The 15,396-nt window shown below is 42.6% G+C and carries 18 protein-coding genes and 1 pseudogene; 4 read left to right on the top strand and 15 right to left on the bottom strand.

Going from position 1 to position 15,396, the window contains the following annotated elements:
* Nucleotides 1–506 precede the first annotated feature (506 nt).
* The 13 genes from C1G57_RS01180 to C1G57_RS01120 form a co-directional block, all read right to left on the bottom strand.
* On the bottom strand, nucleotides 507–1,025 hold the full coding sequence (locus tag C1G57_RS01180; RefSeq protein ID WP_105113396.1) for a VanZ family protein: 519 nt from the start codon (nucleotides 1,023–1,025) through the stop codon (nucleotides 507–509).
* Complete coding sequence (gene rlmN, locus C1G57_RS01175; RefSeq protein ID WP_105113395.1) at nucleotides 1,022–2,134, bottom strand: 23S rRNA (adenine(2503)-C(2))-methyltransferase RlmN; 1,113 nt, start codon at nucleotides 2,132–2,134, stop codon at nucleotides 1,022–1,024. Before rlmN ends, C1G57_RS01180 begins: the two co-directional genes overlap by 4 nt.
* 8 nt (nucleotides 2,135–2,142) lie before the next feature.
* A complete protein-coding gene (locus tag C1G57_RS01170) occupies nucleotides 2,143–2,784 on the bottom strand; it encodes a YutD family protein (protein ID WP_105113394.1) in 642 nt (213 codons plus the stop codon).
* Nucleotides 2,785–2,931: 147 nt separating this feature from the next.
* A complete protein-coding gene (locus tag C1G57_RS01165) occupies nucleotides 2,932–3,981 on the bottom strand; it encodes a SepM family pheromone-processing serine protease (protein ID WP_105113393.1) in 1,050 nt (349 codons plus the stop codon).
* A complete protein-coding gene (gene coaD / locus C1G57_RS01160; RefSeq protein ID WP_105113392.1) occupies nucleotides 3,968–4,456 on the bottom strand; it encodes a pantetheine-phosphate adenylyltransferase in 489 nt (162 codons plus the stop codon). The genes C1G57_RS01165 and coaD overlap by 14 nt, the downstream gene beginning before the upstream one ends.
* Nucleotides 4,446–4,985 carry a 16S rRNA (guanine(966)-N(2))-methyltransferase RsmD gene (rsmD, locus tag C1G57_RS01155; RefSeq protein ID WP_105113391.1) on the bottom strand — a complete coding sequence of 180 codons (540 nt, stop codon included), beginning with the start codon at nucleotides 4,983–4,985 and terminating at the stop codon, nucleotides 4,446–4,448. Before rsmD ends, coaD begins: the two co-directional genes overlap by 11 nt.
* A gap of 135 nt (nucleotides 4,986–5,120) precedes the next feature.
* Nucleotides 5,121–5,507 carry a rhodanese-like domain-containing protein gene (locus tag C1G57_RS01150; protein ID WP_105113390.1) on the bottom strand — a complete coding sequence of 129 codons (387 nt, stop codon included), beginning with the start codon at nucleotides 5,505–5,507 and terminating at the stop codon, nucleotides 5,121–5,123.
* Nucleotides 5,507–5,725, bottom strand: coding sequence for a YqgQ family protein (locus tag C1G57_RS01145; RefSeq protein ID WP_105113389.1), 219 nt, complete (start codon nucleotides 5,723–5,725; stop codon nucleotides 5,507–5,509). The genes C1G57_RS01150 and C1G57_RS01145 overlap by 1 nt, the downstream gene beginning before the upstream one ends.
* Nucleotides 5,726–5,831: 106 nt before the next feature.
* Entirely contained in the window at nucleotides 5,832–6,431 is a 600-nt protein-coding gene (locus tag C1G57_RS01140) for a response regulator transcription factor (protein ID WP_105113388.1), read from the bottom strand.
* Nucleotides 6,428–7,522: a sensor histidine kinase gene (locus tag C1G57_RS01135; protein WP_161941079.1), complete on the bottom strand. Its 1,095-nt coding sequence runs from the start codon at nucleotides 7,520–7,522 to the stop codon at nucleotides 6,428–6,430. The genes C1G57_RS01140 and C1G57_RS01135 overlap by 4 nt, the downstream gene beginning before the upstream one ends.
* Before the next feature lie 11 nt (nucleotides 7,523–7,533).
* Nucleotides 7,534–8,262 carry an ABC transporter permease gene (locus C1G57_RS01130; protein ID WP_105113387.1) on the bottom strand — a complete coding sequence of 243 codons (729 nt, stop codon included), beginning with the start codon at nucleotides 8,260–8,262 and terminating at the stop codon, nucleotides 7,534–7,536.
* Nucleotides 8,259–9,137, bottom strand: a complete 879-nt coding sequence (locus C1G57_RS01125; protein WP_105113386.1) for an ABC transporter ATP-binding protein — start codon at nucleotides 9,135–9,137, stop codon at nucleotides 8,259–8,261. Before C1G57_RS01125 ends, C1G57_RS01130 begins: the two co-directional genes overlap by 4 nt.
* A gap of 303 nt (nucleotides 9,138–9,440) precedes the next feature.
* A complete protein-coding gene (locus C1G57_RS01120; protein ID WP_105113385.1) occupies nucleotides 9,441–9,962 on the bottom strand; it encodes a Dps family protein in 522 nt (173 codons plus the stop codon).
* 157 nt (nucleotides 9,963–10,119) lie between these two features.
* Here C1G57_RS01120 and C1G57_RS01115 point away from each other — a divergent pair, with 157 nt between their 5' ends.
* The 4 genes and pseudogenes from C1G57_RS01115 (at nucleotide 10,120) to C1G57_RS01100 (ending at nucleotide 14,021) form a co-directional block, all read left to right on the top strand.
* The gene (locus C1G57_RS01115) at nucleotides 10,120–10,536 is read left to right on the top strand and encodes a low molecular weight protein-tyrosine-phosphatase (RefSeq protein ID WP_105113384.1); all 417 of its coding nucleotides are present in this window, start codon (nucleotides 10,120–10,122) and stop codon (nucleotides 10,534–10,536) included.
* Nucleotides 10,537–10,670: 134 nt separating this feature from the next.
* Entirely contained in the window at nucleotides 10,671–11,093 is a 423-nt protein-coding gene (locus C1G57_RS01110) for a hypothetical protein (protein ID WP_105113383.1), read from the top strand.
* Nucleotides 11,083–12,882 carry an acyltransferase family protein gene (locus C1G57_RS01105; RefSeq protein WP_105113382.1) on the top strand — a complete coding sequence of 600 codons (1,800 nt, stop codon included), beginning with the start codon at nucleotides 11,083–11,085 and terminating at the stop codon, nucleotides 12,880–12,882. The genes C1G57_RS01110 and C1G57_RS01105 overlap by 11 nt, the downstream gene beginning before the upstream one ends.
* A 90-nt stretch (nucleotides 12,883–12,972) precedes the next feature.
* Nucleotides 12,973–14,021: pseudogene (locus tag C1G57_RS01100) on the top strand (IS630 family transposase).
* A gap of 399 nt (nucleotides 14,022–14,420) precedes the next feature.
* Here C1G57_RS01100 and C1G57_RS11315 read toward each other — a convergent pair.
* Nucleotides 14,421–14,909, bottom strand: a complete 489-nt coding sequence (locus C1G57_RS11315; RefSeq protein WP_238595329.1) for a transposase — start codon at nucleotides 14,907–14,909, stop codon at nucleotides 14,421–14,423.
* Between the two features lie 78 nt (nucleotides 14,910–14,987).
* Nucleotides 14,988–15,272: a hypothetical protein gene (locus C1G57_RS11310; RefSeq protein ID WP_238142206.1), complete on the bottom strand. Its 285-nt coding sequence runs from the start codon at nucleotides 15,270–15,272 to the stop codon at nucleotides 14,988–14,990.
* Nucleotides 15,273–15,396: the final 124 nt, after the last annotated feature.

Below are 15,396 nucleotides of genomic sequence, written 5' to 3'. Positions count from 1 at the left end.
TCTAGTTTCTCAGAGACAGACTTTGGACTTCTTTTGGACATAATAAAACTCCCTTTATAGTTTCTAGTGAAAATTTTTGTTTTTTCACTGTCCACTATAAGGGGAGTATATCAATGCAATTGTCAGGGGTTTTGATTATGACTTTAACTTATAGAAAATCCTCTCGAAGATAACCCGAGAGGATACATGCGAATACGGATAGAAAAGTCCTAAGTTTAGGAATTGCACGATATAAGGGGATCCGTATTCTATTCTGCCTAGCTTGAACAAAATTTTCTTTATTCAAAAGGACTTCTTAAAAAAGTGAACAATTTGAAACCAAGTACTGCTAAGTAGGCATAGATAAATTGAACTCTTCTTAAACTACATACGATTATAAGTCATACCTTACATAATGTCAAGTATTTTCAATTTTTTTCACTATTCTTTCAAAATAAAATCGAGCGCACCAGTTAAACACGAACGACTGTCGGAAATATAGGGTTTTTCAACGTAAAAAACGAGCATTATTTGGAAGAGGCGACTAATTTCTTCGTTAATTTATAAATGAGATAAGCCAAGACACCGCCTAAGGTATTAGTCCAGAGGTCATCCACTTCAAATACCCGCTGGGCATCAATGAGTATATCTAGCAATAGCTGAGTGCACTCAATAAACAAACTCATAAAAAAACTAAACCGTATAACTGCTTTAAGGCTCCGCCATTTTTCAAAAAGAAAAAGGAGAAGAAAAACCAGGGGGAAGAGTAGAAAAATGTTGGTGAAATTCTGCAAGAATATCCAGCCCAGATCTGCTAGGCTATCTACCTTATCACCATTGACAATACTATTAAAGGGAGTGGGGAGTAGATAGAGCCGGCCAATCTGAATAATGCCTGGCGTAGAGAAGTCTTTGTATTGAGGGTACCAGGTCTGAGGAAGAAAACAAAGTAAAACAATAGCCAGAGCATAGGCCCCAGCTAAGCTTTTACAAATTTGTCTTCCTAGCTTGGTCAGATTCCCATCTGCTTGGAAGAATGTTCTCATGCTCCAATACCTGCCTTGGCTTTTGCGGCTGCGATGCGAGCACGCGCCTTTTCGCGATCTTTTTTGAGTGTATTGGAACGCAACTGACCACAAGCCGCATCAATATCAGTACCGTGTTCCTGACGAACGACACAGTTGACCCCATTTTTCTTCAAAACATCAAAGAAAGCCAGGGTCCGCTCTCTAGTTGAACGGCTGTACTGATCATGCTCACTAACCGGGTTATATGGAATGAGGTTGATATAAGACAATTTACGGATATTCTTGGTCAAATCAGCCAATTCTTGTGCCTGTTCCACCCCATCATTGACCTCATTAAGCATGATATACTCAAAAGTCACACGGCGGTTGGTTACCTTGATATAGTCCTCGATTGCCTCGAACAATACTTCGATTGGATAACGGCGGTTGATCCGCATGATGCTGGAACGAAGGTCGTTATTTGGCGCGTGGAGAGAAACTGCCAAGTTGACCTGAACACCTTCACGGGCAAAGTCACGGATTTTTGGTGCCAAACCAGAAGTCGAAACCGTGATGTGACGGGCACCGATTGCCAAGCCCTTGTCATCATTGACCACACGCAAGAAGGTCATAACATTGTCATAGTTGTCAAGCGGCTCACCGATACCCATGACAACGATATGGCTGACGCGCTCATTCTGATTACGCTCATCTAGGTATTTCTGCACCAACATAATCTGAGCCACAATTTCACCACTGGTCAAATCCCGTTGCTTTGGAATCAAACCAGAAGCACAGAAGGTACAACCAATATTGCAGCCTACCTGAGTGGTTACACAGACTGACAGACCATAATGCTGGTGCATGAGAACTGTTTCAATCAGCATGCCATCTGGCAATTCAAATAGGTATTTGATCGTACCGTCCTTAGATTCCTGTACAATCCGTTGCTTGAGTGGGTTGACCTCAAAGTTTTCTTCCAATTTTTCAATCAAAGACTTGGGCAAGTTGGTCATTTCCGCAAAGGACTGGACACGGGAACGATAGAGCCATTCCCAAATCTGTGTCGCACGGAATTTCTTTTCCCCATTTTCTAAAATCCAATCCACAAGATTGGCTTGACTAAAGGCATAAATTGATGGTTTCATTTTTCTCCCTACTTCTGACGGATAACAAAGCTACGCTTAGCCTCATTCATCTCTCGATTATTTTCTTTACGGTCACGCTTCTGACTACGCTCCGTCTGACTAGCCTTGGCACCCGCATTTTTCATAGTAAAATGACGCTGTTCCGGCTGCTTAATCTGCTGCTTCCCTTTTTTCTGACGGTCATTGCGACTATTCTTACTTTCCTTTGGCGCAATCGGCTCCGTCCGCTGCTGATTTCTGTTGCGATTACGAGAACGACTCCGCTTGCGACGGGGTCTATCCTCCTCCTCAACAGGTAAGTCCTGCGGATTTGGATTGGCTAAGACGAAATAAGCACAGCCAAAATTACAGAATTCCGTCAAATAATCATCCAAACGACTGATTTTAGAGTCAGACTTAACAGTCTTATCATCCTTATAAAATCCCTTCAAACGCAGTTGCTCATTGCCCCAATCACCGACAATATAGTCAAACTTGAGCATCAACTGTGAAAAACGCTGACCGAAAATAGTCTGGTCAAAAGCCTCTTTATAGTCTTCCACAAGGTCTAGTTCAATATTTTCAGATACAACCTTGTCCCCCACACGAGCAAAACTTGGGCCAGGATACTTGTTGTAATTATACATTTCAGGTGAAATTTCTTTTTTCATTTGTCCTCCTATCTTTTCAATTCTTCATACAAATCATTTCTATCTAACCCTACTATTATATCACTATTTGACAAGAAATTCTTCTAGTTTAGTGTTTAGGAGAAATTTCTGACAATTTTAAGGAAATTTAAAATGAAAAAGGACGATTTACTCGCCCTTTGTTTTCTTCAAATAGTCAATAGCATCCTGAGCTGTCTTGACAGGGACAATTTCGATATCCACACCCGCTTTTTCAGCTGCTTCTTTGGCTTCCTCATAATTGGTTTTGGCTGTCGGGTTTTCCTTCAAAATTTCTTCATCAACTGGGTTATTTGGTACAAAGAAGATACTTGCACCAGCCTTGGCTGCAGACAAGACCTTCTTGTCTGCTCCACCAATATCACCAACGCTACCGTCTTGCTCAATGGTCCCTGTACCAGCAATCACGCGCCCATCACGTAAGGTTGGATCAGCTAATTGCGTATAGATGGCAAGGGTAAACATAAGACCTGCACTTGGTCCACCGATATTGCCTGTTTGAAATTCAATCGGTACCGAACTCTTCACCTCCGTATGGTCTACAAGAGTAATCCCAATCCCGTTTTTACCATTTGACAACTTGATAATCTGACCATCCGCAGATTTTTCTTGTCCATCGCTGACATAACCAACTGTTACATCACTCCCCAATTCTAAACTGCTGACGTATTTGATCAAATCAGGAGAAGATTCAAAGGTTTTACCATTGATACTCACAACCGTATCCGCAATATTGAGAATTTCTTTAAAGGTTGAATCCTCTGCCAGAGCCAGAACATAAACCCCGAAGAAATCCATGCTGACTTCTTTACCTGCCAGGGTCAAACCTTGGTACTTGGCCATATTCTGCGACGTTTCCATGTAGAACTGGGCAATACGGAAATATTCTTCGCTATCTGCCCCACCTGTCATTTCCTCCGCTGAACTAACACTTGTATAAGGGTCAAACTGGGCTGCCAAGAGTTGCAGGGCTGTTGCCTGTTGGACTGATACGTAGGTAAAATTGTAGGAACCATCTTCTTCATCCTCTTGATTATTGACCGTCAAGACCTGACGAATATCCGAAGCCCCTCCCGGCTTTTCCAGATAATAGGGTAGGGGTACAAAGACTGTAAACCAGATCAATAGAGTACCTAAGACAATGGAGCTTATCAGTAGTAATTTCTTATTTTTCTTCATTCTTTCTTATCTCCTCGCTAACAACTAGGGGCACATAGGGGCTAATATCTTGCTTGTAATAGATCAATTCTCGGATTTGGCTTGAAGAGATATTCCGGTATTCAGGCTTGGATATGAGATAGACTGTCTCCAAATCCGGAGCCAGTTGGCGATTGAAATAGTCAAAATTAGCCTCGTATTCAAGGTCAATGCCATTACGGAGACCTCGGACGATATGGCTGACTTGTCGCTCATGGGCTACATCGACCACCAACTCCTGACCAGCCAAAAAGACCTCAATCTTCTCATTTCCCTCAAAAACTTTTTGCAAGAGGGCAAGTCGCTCCTGCCCTGTAAACAAACCAATTTTATTGGGATTGAAAAAAATACCCACATAAAGCTTATCAAACAGGCCACTTGCTCGCTCAATCAGATCCACATGACCATTGGTAATGGGGTCAAAGGAGCCTGTAAACATTCCAATCTTATCTGACATAGACAGTTACCTTACTAATTCCGTAGATTTTTTCCTTCCAGATACCCAGCTCTGCTATTTCCTCCGGAAGAGAAACTGCCTTATCCGTCTCGCAGACCACCATGACGTCTTGGGACAAAAGCTGGCGCTGGCACAGCTCAGTAATGTCTGCCACGATGTCTTCAGCTGCATAGGGTGGATCCAAGAAGACCAGGTCAAAGGATCCGCTCAGATGAGCCAAAGCCTGCTTGGCCTCCATGGCTAGGAGATGAAACTTACTTTCTTCCTTGGTCATGTGGATATTATCGCGGATAATAGCTTGCGCTCTCCGATCCCGTTCGACCAGGACTGCAGCCTCCATGCCGCGAGAAACAGCCTCGATTGACAGACCGCCGCTGCCGGCATAGAGATCCAAGACTCGACCACCGTCGAAATAGGGACCAATCATATTAAACATGGCACCTCTAACCTTGTCCGAGGTAGGTCTGGTTGTCTTTCCTTCAAGTGTTTTGAGCGGTCGTCCGCCATACGTTCCAGATACAATTCTCATAAAGAATATTATAACAGAAAAACGACAGGACTGCTTACCCAAAACGAAAAAAGAAAACCTCCAGAAATTATTTGTTTTCTGAGGTTTAAAGGTATCAATACTAGACTTACTATCCTAAGAGGATCTGAGTCATTGCTATTTACTAGATTTCACTTTCCCATTCCAGCCATTCAAGCCATAGCTTAAAATATAGATTTCATTAAATCCTTGCTTTTTCAAATGAAGGGCTGCTGGTGTCGACAACTGACCTCGGTCATTTTCGTAAATCAAGATAGGCTTGTCTTTACGTAAAGCAGCTGTTGATTGGCGTAATTGTTGGTAGGGAATATTTCTGGCACCTAGAATATGCTTACGGCTGAACTCGCTTGGGTCTCGTAGGTCAATCAACTGACCTCCATGAATTTTCTCTGCAAATGCTGCATTGTCAATGACCGTCGCTGCTTGACGCAATCTCCAATAATTGAAGCCCATCCATGAACCCAAAATAAGCACAAAAACAATAAATATCCACAAGGTTTCCACTATTTACTCTCCTTCAACTTCTGATACTCTAATTCCAAACGATGTTCCCGCCGCAAAACTAGTTCAGCCTCCATGTATTCCAACCGATCTAGGACACCTGCCTGATAGACCCGATTGAGCTCAATCTGCATCATTTCAATGTCATATAGGCGGTTGCCCATGTAAACAATAATACCAAACCGTTTTAGCAACTGCTGCACATCGTAAAGTCTTTTCATAGAAAAATTTTAGCAGAATTTTATAAGATTTTCAATATAAAAACTCAGTTGGAATTTATCGAATACATTTAAAAAGGATTGGATATACCACCAATCCTCTATAATTTCATAACCAACCCTTTTCCTGTGCTATCTTAACAGCAGCCGTGCGGTTTTCTGCACCCAGCTTGGACAGGATAGAGGTCATGTAGTTGCGGACCGTACCGTCAGACAGGTAGAGCTGGCTGGCGATTTCCTTATTGGACAAGCCGTCAGCAACCAGCTTGAGCAGCTGGCTTTCCTGGTCCGTCAAGGGACTGCGTTGGGTCAGGAGAATGTCCATCAACTCTGGCGAGTATTCCTTTCGACCCGCCAAGACCGTTTCAATGGTCCGCATGAGGTCCGAAATGGATCGTTCCTTGAGCACATAGGCATCTACATCAGCCTTGACCGCCCGCTCAAAATAGCCTGGTCGCTTGAAGGTGGTCATGATGACAACCTTGACGGGCAAGGATTTCGCTCGCACCCATTCCAAGACATCCAGCCCCGTCTTCTCAGGCATTTCAATATCTAAGAGTAGCACATCTACTGGCTCTTTTTCCAAAATAGCAAGGGCCTGACTGCCATTTTCTGCCTGTAAAACAGCCTCAACCGCATCTTGAAAGCCCAAGAGCTGACAGAGGGCGTCCCGCAGCATGGCCTGATCTTCTGCGACTAAGATTCTCATTCTACCACCTCCTCAAGCGGAATTCGTATGGACAGGCGGGTGGGCTGTGCCAGAGAAAGAAATTCCAAACTCCCCTGCACCGTCACCAGTCTATCCTTTATGGTATGCAATTCTTGACCGGTTAACTGGGCAAAGCCCACCCCATTGTCTTCGTAGTGCAAGACCAATTCTTGCTGGTCTTCTTCAAATAGCAAACGGCACATACTAGCCTGGCTGTGTTTGAGCAGGTTATTGGCCAACTCTCTCAGCACCATAGCCAGTTTGTTCTGGACAGGCAAGCTGAGCTGCTCTGCTATTTCCCCACCCAAAACGACCAAGTCCACTCCTGCCAAGTCCAGCATCTGCTGCAAAATCTGGAGCTCCTCTGCCACGGTGTGCTGCTTGAGGGACTGGACAATCTGGCGAACGTCCTGCATGGAGTCCTTGGCTAAGGTCTGAAGTTCTGATACTTCCTTCTTGGCCTGGTCAATCTGATCGTGGTCCAAGAGAGTCTTGACCAGCTCCGCCTTGACGGACAGCATAGCAAAGACATGGCCCAGGGTGTCGTGCAAGTCCTGACCGATGCGGTTGCGTTCATTCTCAGCAAGCAGGAGGTTAATGGAAGCATTTTGATCCTGAATCCGTTGCTGGAGGGCTTCCCGCTTGGTTTCAATCCAGCTAAAAATCAGCAAGGCCACGCCGAAAAAGTGAATGATGAGTGCAAAGGCCCGCATCTCAAAGGGGACAGGTCCAAAGAGAGCCCAGAGGACAATGGCCAGCAACAAGATCCCATAGGTCACCGTCCGATAGGTCGGCCGAGTTTCCTTATAATACCAGCCCAGCATATTGGACAGGTTGAAGATAAAGAGGGAAAACTGCAGATTGCCCCAAAAACTCATGACGGCGATGTAGCCAATCAGGTAAAACCAGCCCAACATGGAATAGAGCTTGTAGTCGGTGTAAAAGAGAGAACAATAGACCAGGGCAAAGAGAATGGTGGCTAGAACCACTGCCGTCGGATTTGGACTGTATTGGGCGTAATAAAGTGGAAAATAGAGAAAGATCATGCCCACGAAATACATGGCTGGTATCTTTCTTTTTTCAAAAATCATGGGTCACCTCACTACTGGTCAGATTTTTTATGGATGGCCAGAGCAATTCCTAAGAAAATTATCGCATAGCCTAGGACAATTAGCAAGGATTTCCAGAGAAAATCTCCCTCTTGGGCATAGGTGGTCACCAGCTGATTGACATGGTAGCTGGGCATAAGTTTGCAAATTCGCTGTACCCAGTCAGGAAAGAGGGAAACAGGCATCCAAGAACCACCCATGATAGCCAGAACAAAGTAGAGCAAGTTGGCCACCACAGACATGGTTTGTTCCGACTGGATTTGCACCAAAAGCAAGCCAATGGCTAGAAATACGATAGAGGTTACTAAAAGCAAGAGAGCCGAAATCACCCATTCTTGAGCTGTCATCTCAACTCCCTTGACCAAGCCTCCGATCGCAAAGACAATGGCAATGGAAGACACAAAGCAGAGCAAGACACGCACCAGTTTGGACAGATAGTATTGCCAGATTGGTAGGGGAGAATGCTGGATAAAGGTCAACCAGCTGTTTTTTCGGTCCTCTGCCAGCATCATGGGAAAGGTAAAAAGGGCAAAGCCCGACATGGAAAAGCCTGTCATGGTCAGCATATAGGACTGGATAAAGGCCTTTTGCGTGGCTGTATCATCAAACTGGACCGTCGATGAGAAAATCAGGAAAAAGATGACGGGCATCCCGATAGACAGGAGAAACACTCCCAAACTTCTGGATAATTTGACCGCTTCTACTTGCACCAATGCTTTCATGATTCTTCCTCCCTTGTCTTATCAAATAGGCTGTTGAGCAAGGTTTTGTTCTGCACCTCTAGGTCTGAAATCCGACATCCTGCTTCCTGCAAATTCGCCCAAACCTGCTCAATAGCTCGGGTCTTGAAGCTGACCGTGTCTTGTTTATAGCTGATGTCGTAAATGGCATCCAAGCCTTCAACCACCGTCGCAAAGCGGATTGGCAGTGCTACTTCTTTTTCCTGCTCCTCACTTCGCATGGCAAATGGCGTCGTATCCCGCAAGAGCCTACCCTGGTGCAAGACCAAAATCCGCTCCGCCGTATGCTCCACTTCCTCGATGTAGTGGCTGGTATAAAAAATGGTCACGCCCTTTTCCTTCAAGTCATGGACAATCTCCCAAAAACGCTGACGGGTCGACGTATCCATGCCCGCCGTTGGCTCGTCCAAAAAGAGCAACTTAGGCTTACCAATCAGACAGATGACAAAGGCCAAGAGCCGCTTCTGACCACCTGATAGCTTGCCCGCCAGTTGATTTTTTTGCTCTGGGGAAAAGCGGAGCAGGCTGTCGATTTCCACATCTGTCAGACTGTCCTTGTAGATAGCTTGGAAAAAGCGGAGCAATTCCTTGACATTCAAGTCCGTTGGAATAGCATTTTCCTGTGGCAAAACTGCCACTGTTTCTTTATTGGACCGAGCCTGCGGAGCCAGACCGTCCAACAATACCTGCCCTTTCGTCACCTTTCTATCGCCCAACAAACAGGACATGAGCGTTGTTTTCCCAGCCCCGTTGGGACCAATCAAGGCCACACATTCCCCTGACTGTATCTCAAAGGAAATATCGGACAAAATGGTCCGTCCTTTGATAGCCTTGTCTAGTGCTCGTACTTCTATCATCTTTCTACCTCCTACTTCTTGAACATCTTACATAGACAGTATATCTCGAAAAAGGAGACCCTACTAGAAGCCTTTGTCATGAACTGATATGACAAATGTCATATTATACCCAATGAAAATCAAAAGTAGCCTAGGAAACGAAGTCGAAGATAGAACTCTGTTACTATCTTGTTTCAAGATAACAGGCTGAAAAGCTCCACCGGAGCTTTTCACTCATCAAGGCTCTTGACAACGGATAATTTTGATTTTCGAAGAGTATTAAAGATTGCAACAAAAAAGAGTCCTACTGGACCCTTCAACTATTTACAACTTAGGAGCTTGACCAAGTTCAGCCTGCAACATCCAAATATGTTTTTCAATGCTAGCCTTAGCCACATTGAAAATGTCGTTGGTTACGCTGTCACCTTCTTCATCACTGACATCAAAACCTTTTTGGAACAAATCAGCTAAATAACGGAAAACATCCACCACACGCTCCAGTTGCTCTTCCATCGTCAAGCTATAATCCCCAGGAACCTCTTTCAGCTGACTATATTCAGAAAATTCTTTCAGTGTTGAGAACGGTGCACCACCTAAGGTAATCAAACGTTCACTCATCTCATCCAAATATCCATCCAACTCATCCATATATTCGTCCATCTTAGGATGCCAAATCATAAAACCACGACCACGCATATACCAATGAACTTGATGGAGAATAGAATGTGCGACAGATAAATCTGCCACCGCTTGATTCAAAACCGCCTTAGAATCAGCCAATGGTACTGACTGGCGTGGGCTAAAGGAAGCAATTTCTGCTGGAGATTGGTAGTATTCTTGTTTCATCTGATCACCTTTTCTTTTTTAATTGTAATTATTATAAATAAAAAATTTTAGAAAAACAAGTAAAAATCCTTATATTAGAAAAGTTCTAATTTTATAATGTTTCTAAGCCAGTTTTTCTCATATAAATACGCTATAATAAAAGAAAAAGGAGTTTTCTATGAAAAAAATCATTTTTGTTTGCTTAGGCAATATCTGCCGTAGCCCCATGGCAGAATTTGTTATGAAAGATTTAACTGACAACTTACACATTGAAAGTCGGGCAACGTCCAGCTGGGAGCATGGCAATCCTATTTACCCAGGAACCCAGCAAATTTTTCAAGAGTATGGCATTCCCTTCGACCAAACCAAAAACTCTCAACAAATCTCTCAAACAGACTTTGAGGAATTTGATGTCATCATTGGAATGGACAGTAACAATGTCCGTGATTTGCGGAAAATGGCTCCTGCCCATGCCCAAGATAAGATTTTCCAATTCGCTGAAAAATCGGTCCCAGATCCTTGGTACACAGGGGATTTCCAAGAAACCTATCGCATGGTCAAACAGGGATGTCAGGCTTGGTTGGAGAAATTATAACATTCTCCGTGTAATATTTTTGTAATATTTGTAAGAAAATGGTAAACTATTTCTGAATGGACTGATACGCTTTGGTTTTATACTAGAAAGAAGGGTGTAAAAATCCACTATATCATACTTGAAAGGGTTTATCTATGAAAGAGTTAAGAAAAAAACGTTTAACACTGGAAGATGTTTCTCATTTCTTCACGCGTAGGAAAATAGAAGTGCTTTCTCTTCTCCTTATTTTAATTTGTGCCTTGTCTGTGTTTACAGGGCGGATAGGAAACAAGCAGGTCTTGACCTTAGACAATGGAAAAATACAATACAATGGCTATGTGGTTGCTTCTAAAATGAATGGACAGGGCAAACTGACCTTTGAAAATGGTGACAGCTACCAAGGCCAGTTTAAAAATGGCATTTTTCACGGTCAAGGAACCTATACATCAGCTAGTGGCTGGGTTTATACTGGAGAATTTAAAAATGGTTACGCCGATGGCAAAGGCAAACTAACTACGGAAGGACAGGCCATCTACGAAGGAAGATTTAAACAGGGGATTTATCAAAATGAAAATTAAATGGTTATCTACAATTCGTGTCATCGGCTTGGCCTTTGTTCTCCTCTATCATTTCTTCATCAAGATTTTTCCTGGTGGATTTGTTGGAGTGGACCTCTTCTTCACCCTATCTGGCTATCTGACGACAGCACTTTTGATTGATGAGTTTTCAAAACATAAAAAAATTGATCTCATCTCCTTTTTCCGAAGAAGACTCTATCGGATTCTACCTCCTTTGGTTTTAACCATCCTGCTAGTTCTTCCCCTAGCCCTCTTCATTCGGAATGATTTCCTGGCTAATATTGGAAGTCAAGTTACAGCTGCCCTTGGCTTTATGACCAATTTCTTTGAAATTCTATCTGGTGGTAGCTATGAAAATCAATTTTCGCCCCATCTTTTTGTCCACACCTGGACACTGGCGATTGAGGTCCAATATTACATTATCTGGGCAGGTCTAGTCTGGTTCTTAGCGCGGATATCCAAAAGTGTTGGGCAACTGCGTGGAACAATTTTCTTGACCTCCTTCAGCCTATTTGTCCTGACCTTCCTTGGAATGTTTATATCCAGTTTCTTCGTGGACAACCTCTCATCTATTTATTATTCGACTTTTACCCATACCTTTCCCTTCTTTCTTGGGGCTATCCTAGCAACTATTGCCGGGATTGGGCATACAACCGCTGCCTTCCAGAAAACTATTCAATCACTTAGCTTGCTGAAGGTAGTCGGACTATTTGTAGGAGGATTGGCAGTCGAACTTCTCCTACTGTTTACCCTTCAATTTAGTTCTATTTGGACCTACCTGATTGGTTTCCTCCTGTCTAGCCTAGCAACTGCTGCTATGATTTTTGCGGCGCGTGTGCTCCATGAAAAGACAGAAAAGGTCAATGAACCTAGCATTATTCAATTCTTTGCAGCTATTTCCTATGGGGTCTACCTCTTCCATTGGCCACTATTAATCATCTTTACTCAACTAAGCAATGCGACTACTGCTGCCATCTTATCCTTTATCTTCTCCGTCATTCTAGCAACAATTTCGACCTATATCCTCGAACCCTTTGTCGCAGGTAAGGTTGGAAATCTGTTCGGACTGGCAATAGACCTCAAGCCTTATAAGAAATGGGTAGCTGGATGTTTTGGTTTCTTTACGGTTTTAAGCTTAGCCATCTGCCTCTTTGCTCCTAAGCTAGGAGCTTTTGACCAAGAAAATATGATTAGCAGCCTCTACCAAGCGCAGACCCAGCTTTCAACTACTCGATCAGCAGCTGAAAATTCCAAAGTATCTAGCTTTGATATTCAAAAAGGCGTGACCATGTTTGGAGATTCTGTTACCGTTCGAGCAAGTACAGCACTTCAAGAAGCCATTCCAGGTATTCAAATCGATGGAACTGTCAGTCGAAACCTCTCAGAAATTGAAAGTTTGATCAAACTCTACCAACAAAATAATAGCTTGAAAGAAACGGTTATCGTTGCTCTCGGTACCAATACTAGTGATCAATACCAAGAGATTTTGGACAAATTAGTCAAGGACTTTCCTAAAGGTCGTCGTCTCATTTTCGTAACACCCTACGATGGTAACTTTAGTCCAAGTAATTCTATTTCTTACCAAACAGGGCAATATGAAAAAGAATTGGCTGAGAAATACGATTATATTTCAATTGCAGACTGGTACCAGGCCTCCCTAGACAATCCACCAATTTGGTACAACTCAGACTTGGTTCATTTCAACATTGAAAATAACGGTGCAGAAATTTTCGCCCAAACCATTAGCCAAGCTGTCAAAGCAGTTGAAAATGGCCCAATTAAAAATTAAAATAAAAATTCTTCTGTAACATTGGATTACAGGAGAATTTTTTGTTCTCTAATACTGTTTAAAAAACAAAAACTGACCTATAATAGATTTATGAAACTCACTATCGAACAAACGAACGAATTAAAAACTTATTTGAAAGATAAAACCTATTCTCCATTTCATAGACGACTTCAAGTTATCCTGTTCAGAACAGAAGGTCTTAGCTATAAGGAAATCACTAACCTTATCGGCTATTCAAAGTATACAATCTGGTCCTTACAAGGCAAGTACGAACTTGAGGGGATTTCAGCTCTAGTAAAAGAAACTCGAGGTGGGCGTAATCGTCAATATTTAACCTCTCAAGAAGAAGAGGTATTTCTAAAAGAACCGTTAACAGCTTCATTAAATGGCGAATTCGTGACGAAAAACTCTCTCTATGAAGCTTATCTGAAATGTGTTGGACATCCTACGACCAAGGATGGATTCTATCCCCTCTTAAACGCCATGGTTGGCGCAAAGTTACGCAAAGACCAAAACACCCTAAAAAAGCAGACGCAAATATCATTTTAGCGTCTAAAAATAAAATCTTCATTCATGAAAAAAGAAAGCGCTTCAAGAATAGTCGTCGCCATCATAAAGTCAGGCTAATGCATCAAGGTGAGGCGGGCTTTGGTCAGATTAGTAAAATTGGAAAGGTCTGAGCAGCAAAAGGGGTGAGACCGCATGTACATAGTCACTATATTCGTGAGTATCGCCATTGATATGGTGCTGTTGAGGCCCATACAGGAGAGCCCTTCTTCATTATCGCTGGGGGCTGCAGTACAGATTGGATGAATGTTTTTCTCAAACAACTATCTGAAGCTTATCCTGACGATTCTATTTTATTAGTGATGGACAATGCCGTTTGGCATAAATCAAGTACCTTAGAGAAACCACATAATATTGGTTTCGAGTTTATTCCTCCCTATACTCCTGAAATGAATCCAATTGAACAAGCTTGGGCTGAGATTCGAAAGAGAGGGTTTAAGAATAAAGCATTCAAAACACTAGATGATGTGATAAACAAGCTTCAAGAAGTGATACGAGAGTTAGATTGGTCTATTTTTAAACCAATTGTTAGTAGACAATGGTTAAAAAACACTTGGTTGGCTTGCTTTTGATTTTTGTTGAGTATGAGTTGGGGAATGCTAGTATATCAAACGAACATGTCTATTTTGTTACACTTCATTTTACAACGCGTGAAAAATGAAAAGCTTAGTTCTTAGCTTCGGGCATTGGCCACTCTGATATTCGTGGATTGGTTACCTACAGGTCAATGGTTCTGCCGCGAGTCCAACTCTCTATAAGCGTGGATCACAATTGTGCCACTTAGTCATTTCGTAGATGACTCAAACTTTGAAGTCCTAAACTCCTTCAAGATACTTTCCAATCAAACATGATTTCAATCCTTATTTCTGTCCAAATTCACTCAGTGATTTTGGATAGAAATAAGAATTCCTCATCGCTCTGCGATGATAAAACTTAATTGTCAAAAGTGTACATGAAAACAAGCGCTAACTTCAAGCTATTCTTCCTGTCATCATCCCCCAAATAAAACCAGATAATTCCCGTGCAATAGCTGTTTTAGCAACATTTTGTTTCTTATTTTTTCCTAGAACAAGTGTGCGATAACGTCTTCTTAAGCATTCATTAGCCTTATCCGCATAAGCAATCACATCCACTCGGTTTCCACTTTGTCTCCTTTTCAACTCTTTGGATTTATACCCAACAGTTCCCTTAACCAATAATCGTACAGCTTCTATCAGAAGTCGTCTTACATGGCTATTACCAGCTTTAGTGATAGCACCTCTTCTCTCCTTGTCTCCACTAGAGTTCTCGCTAGGAGTCAGCCCAAGATAAGAAGTAAAATGTTGAGCTGTCGCAAAGCGATTAAAATTTCCGATTTCTGTCACAACGGAAAGAGCGGTTAGTGTTTTGATGCCAAGAAAGCTGAGAGACCTTCTCTTGATAACTGTCACTTTGAGCCGGTTACTCAATTCGTGCATCATACCGTTCTATTTGATCTACTAATTTCTCATAGGTCAATAGATATTCTGTCAAAATCTCTGCGTAAAGTCCCTTAGGATTTAGGGAATGGAGCCAGCGGACATGTTTCTGTGTCCAATTACAGCTTCCTCGGTATAGCGAAAATCATGTCGGAGACAGAAGGTCAGAAGTTGTTTGATTTTCTTCAGAGCCACTTTGTGGTCTGTTCTCATACGGATATATTCTTTGACTTGTTCATCCTCAGCAGTAGGAATATGAACAGGCCGATAGCTACGAAAGGCCAGAGCTTTTGCGAGCTGAGCCGCATCTTTCTTATCAGTCTTGACACGCTTAGCTCCTTCCTTCATTACCGTTGTAGGTGCCATCACGATACAGGGAATCCCGTGAACTTGTAGCTAGTGATATAGGGTAAATCCAAGACATCCAGCTTCATAGCCACATAATACTTCTGCATCTTGACCATACAAGCGACGAAGCTCATTCACATAG

Source organism: Streptococcus suis (assembly GCF_002960425.1).
Lineage (GTDB): Bacteria > Bacillota > Bacilli > Lactobacillales > Streptococcaceae > Streptococcus > Streptococcus suis_S.
The sequence above is the reverse complement of the archived record's forward strand: the minus strand, read 5'-3'. Positions and strand labels throughout refer to the sequence as shown.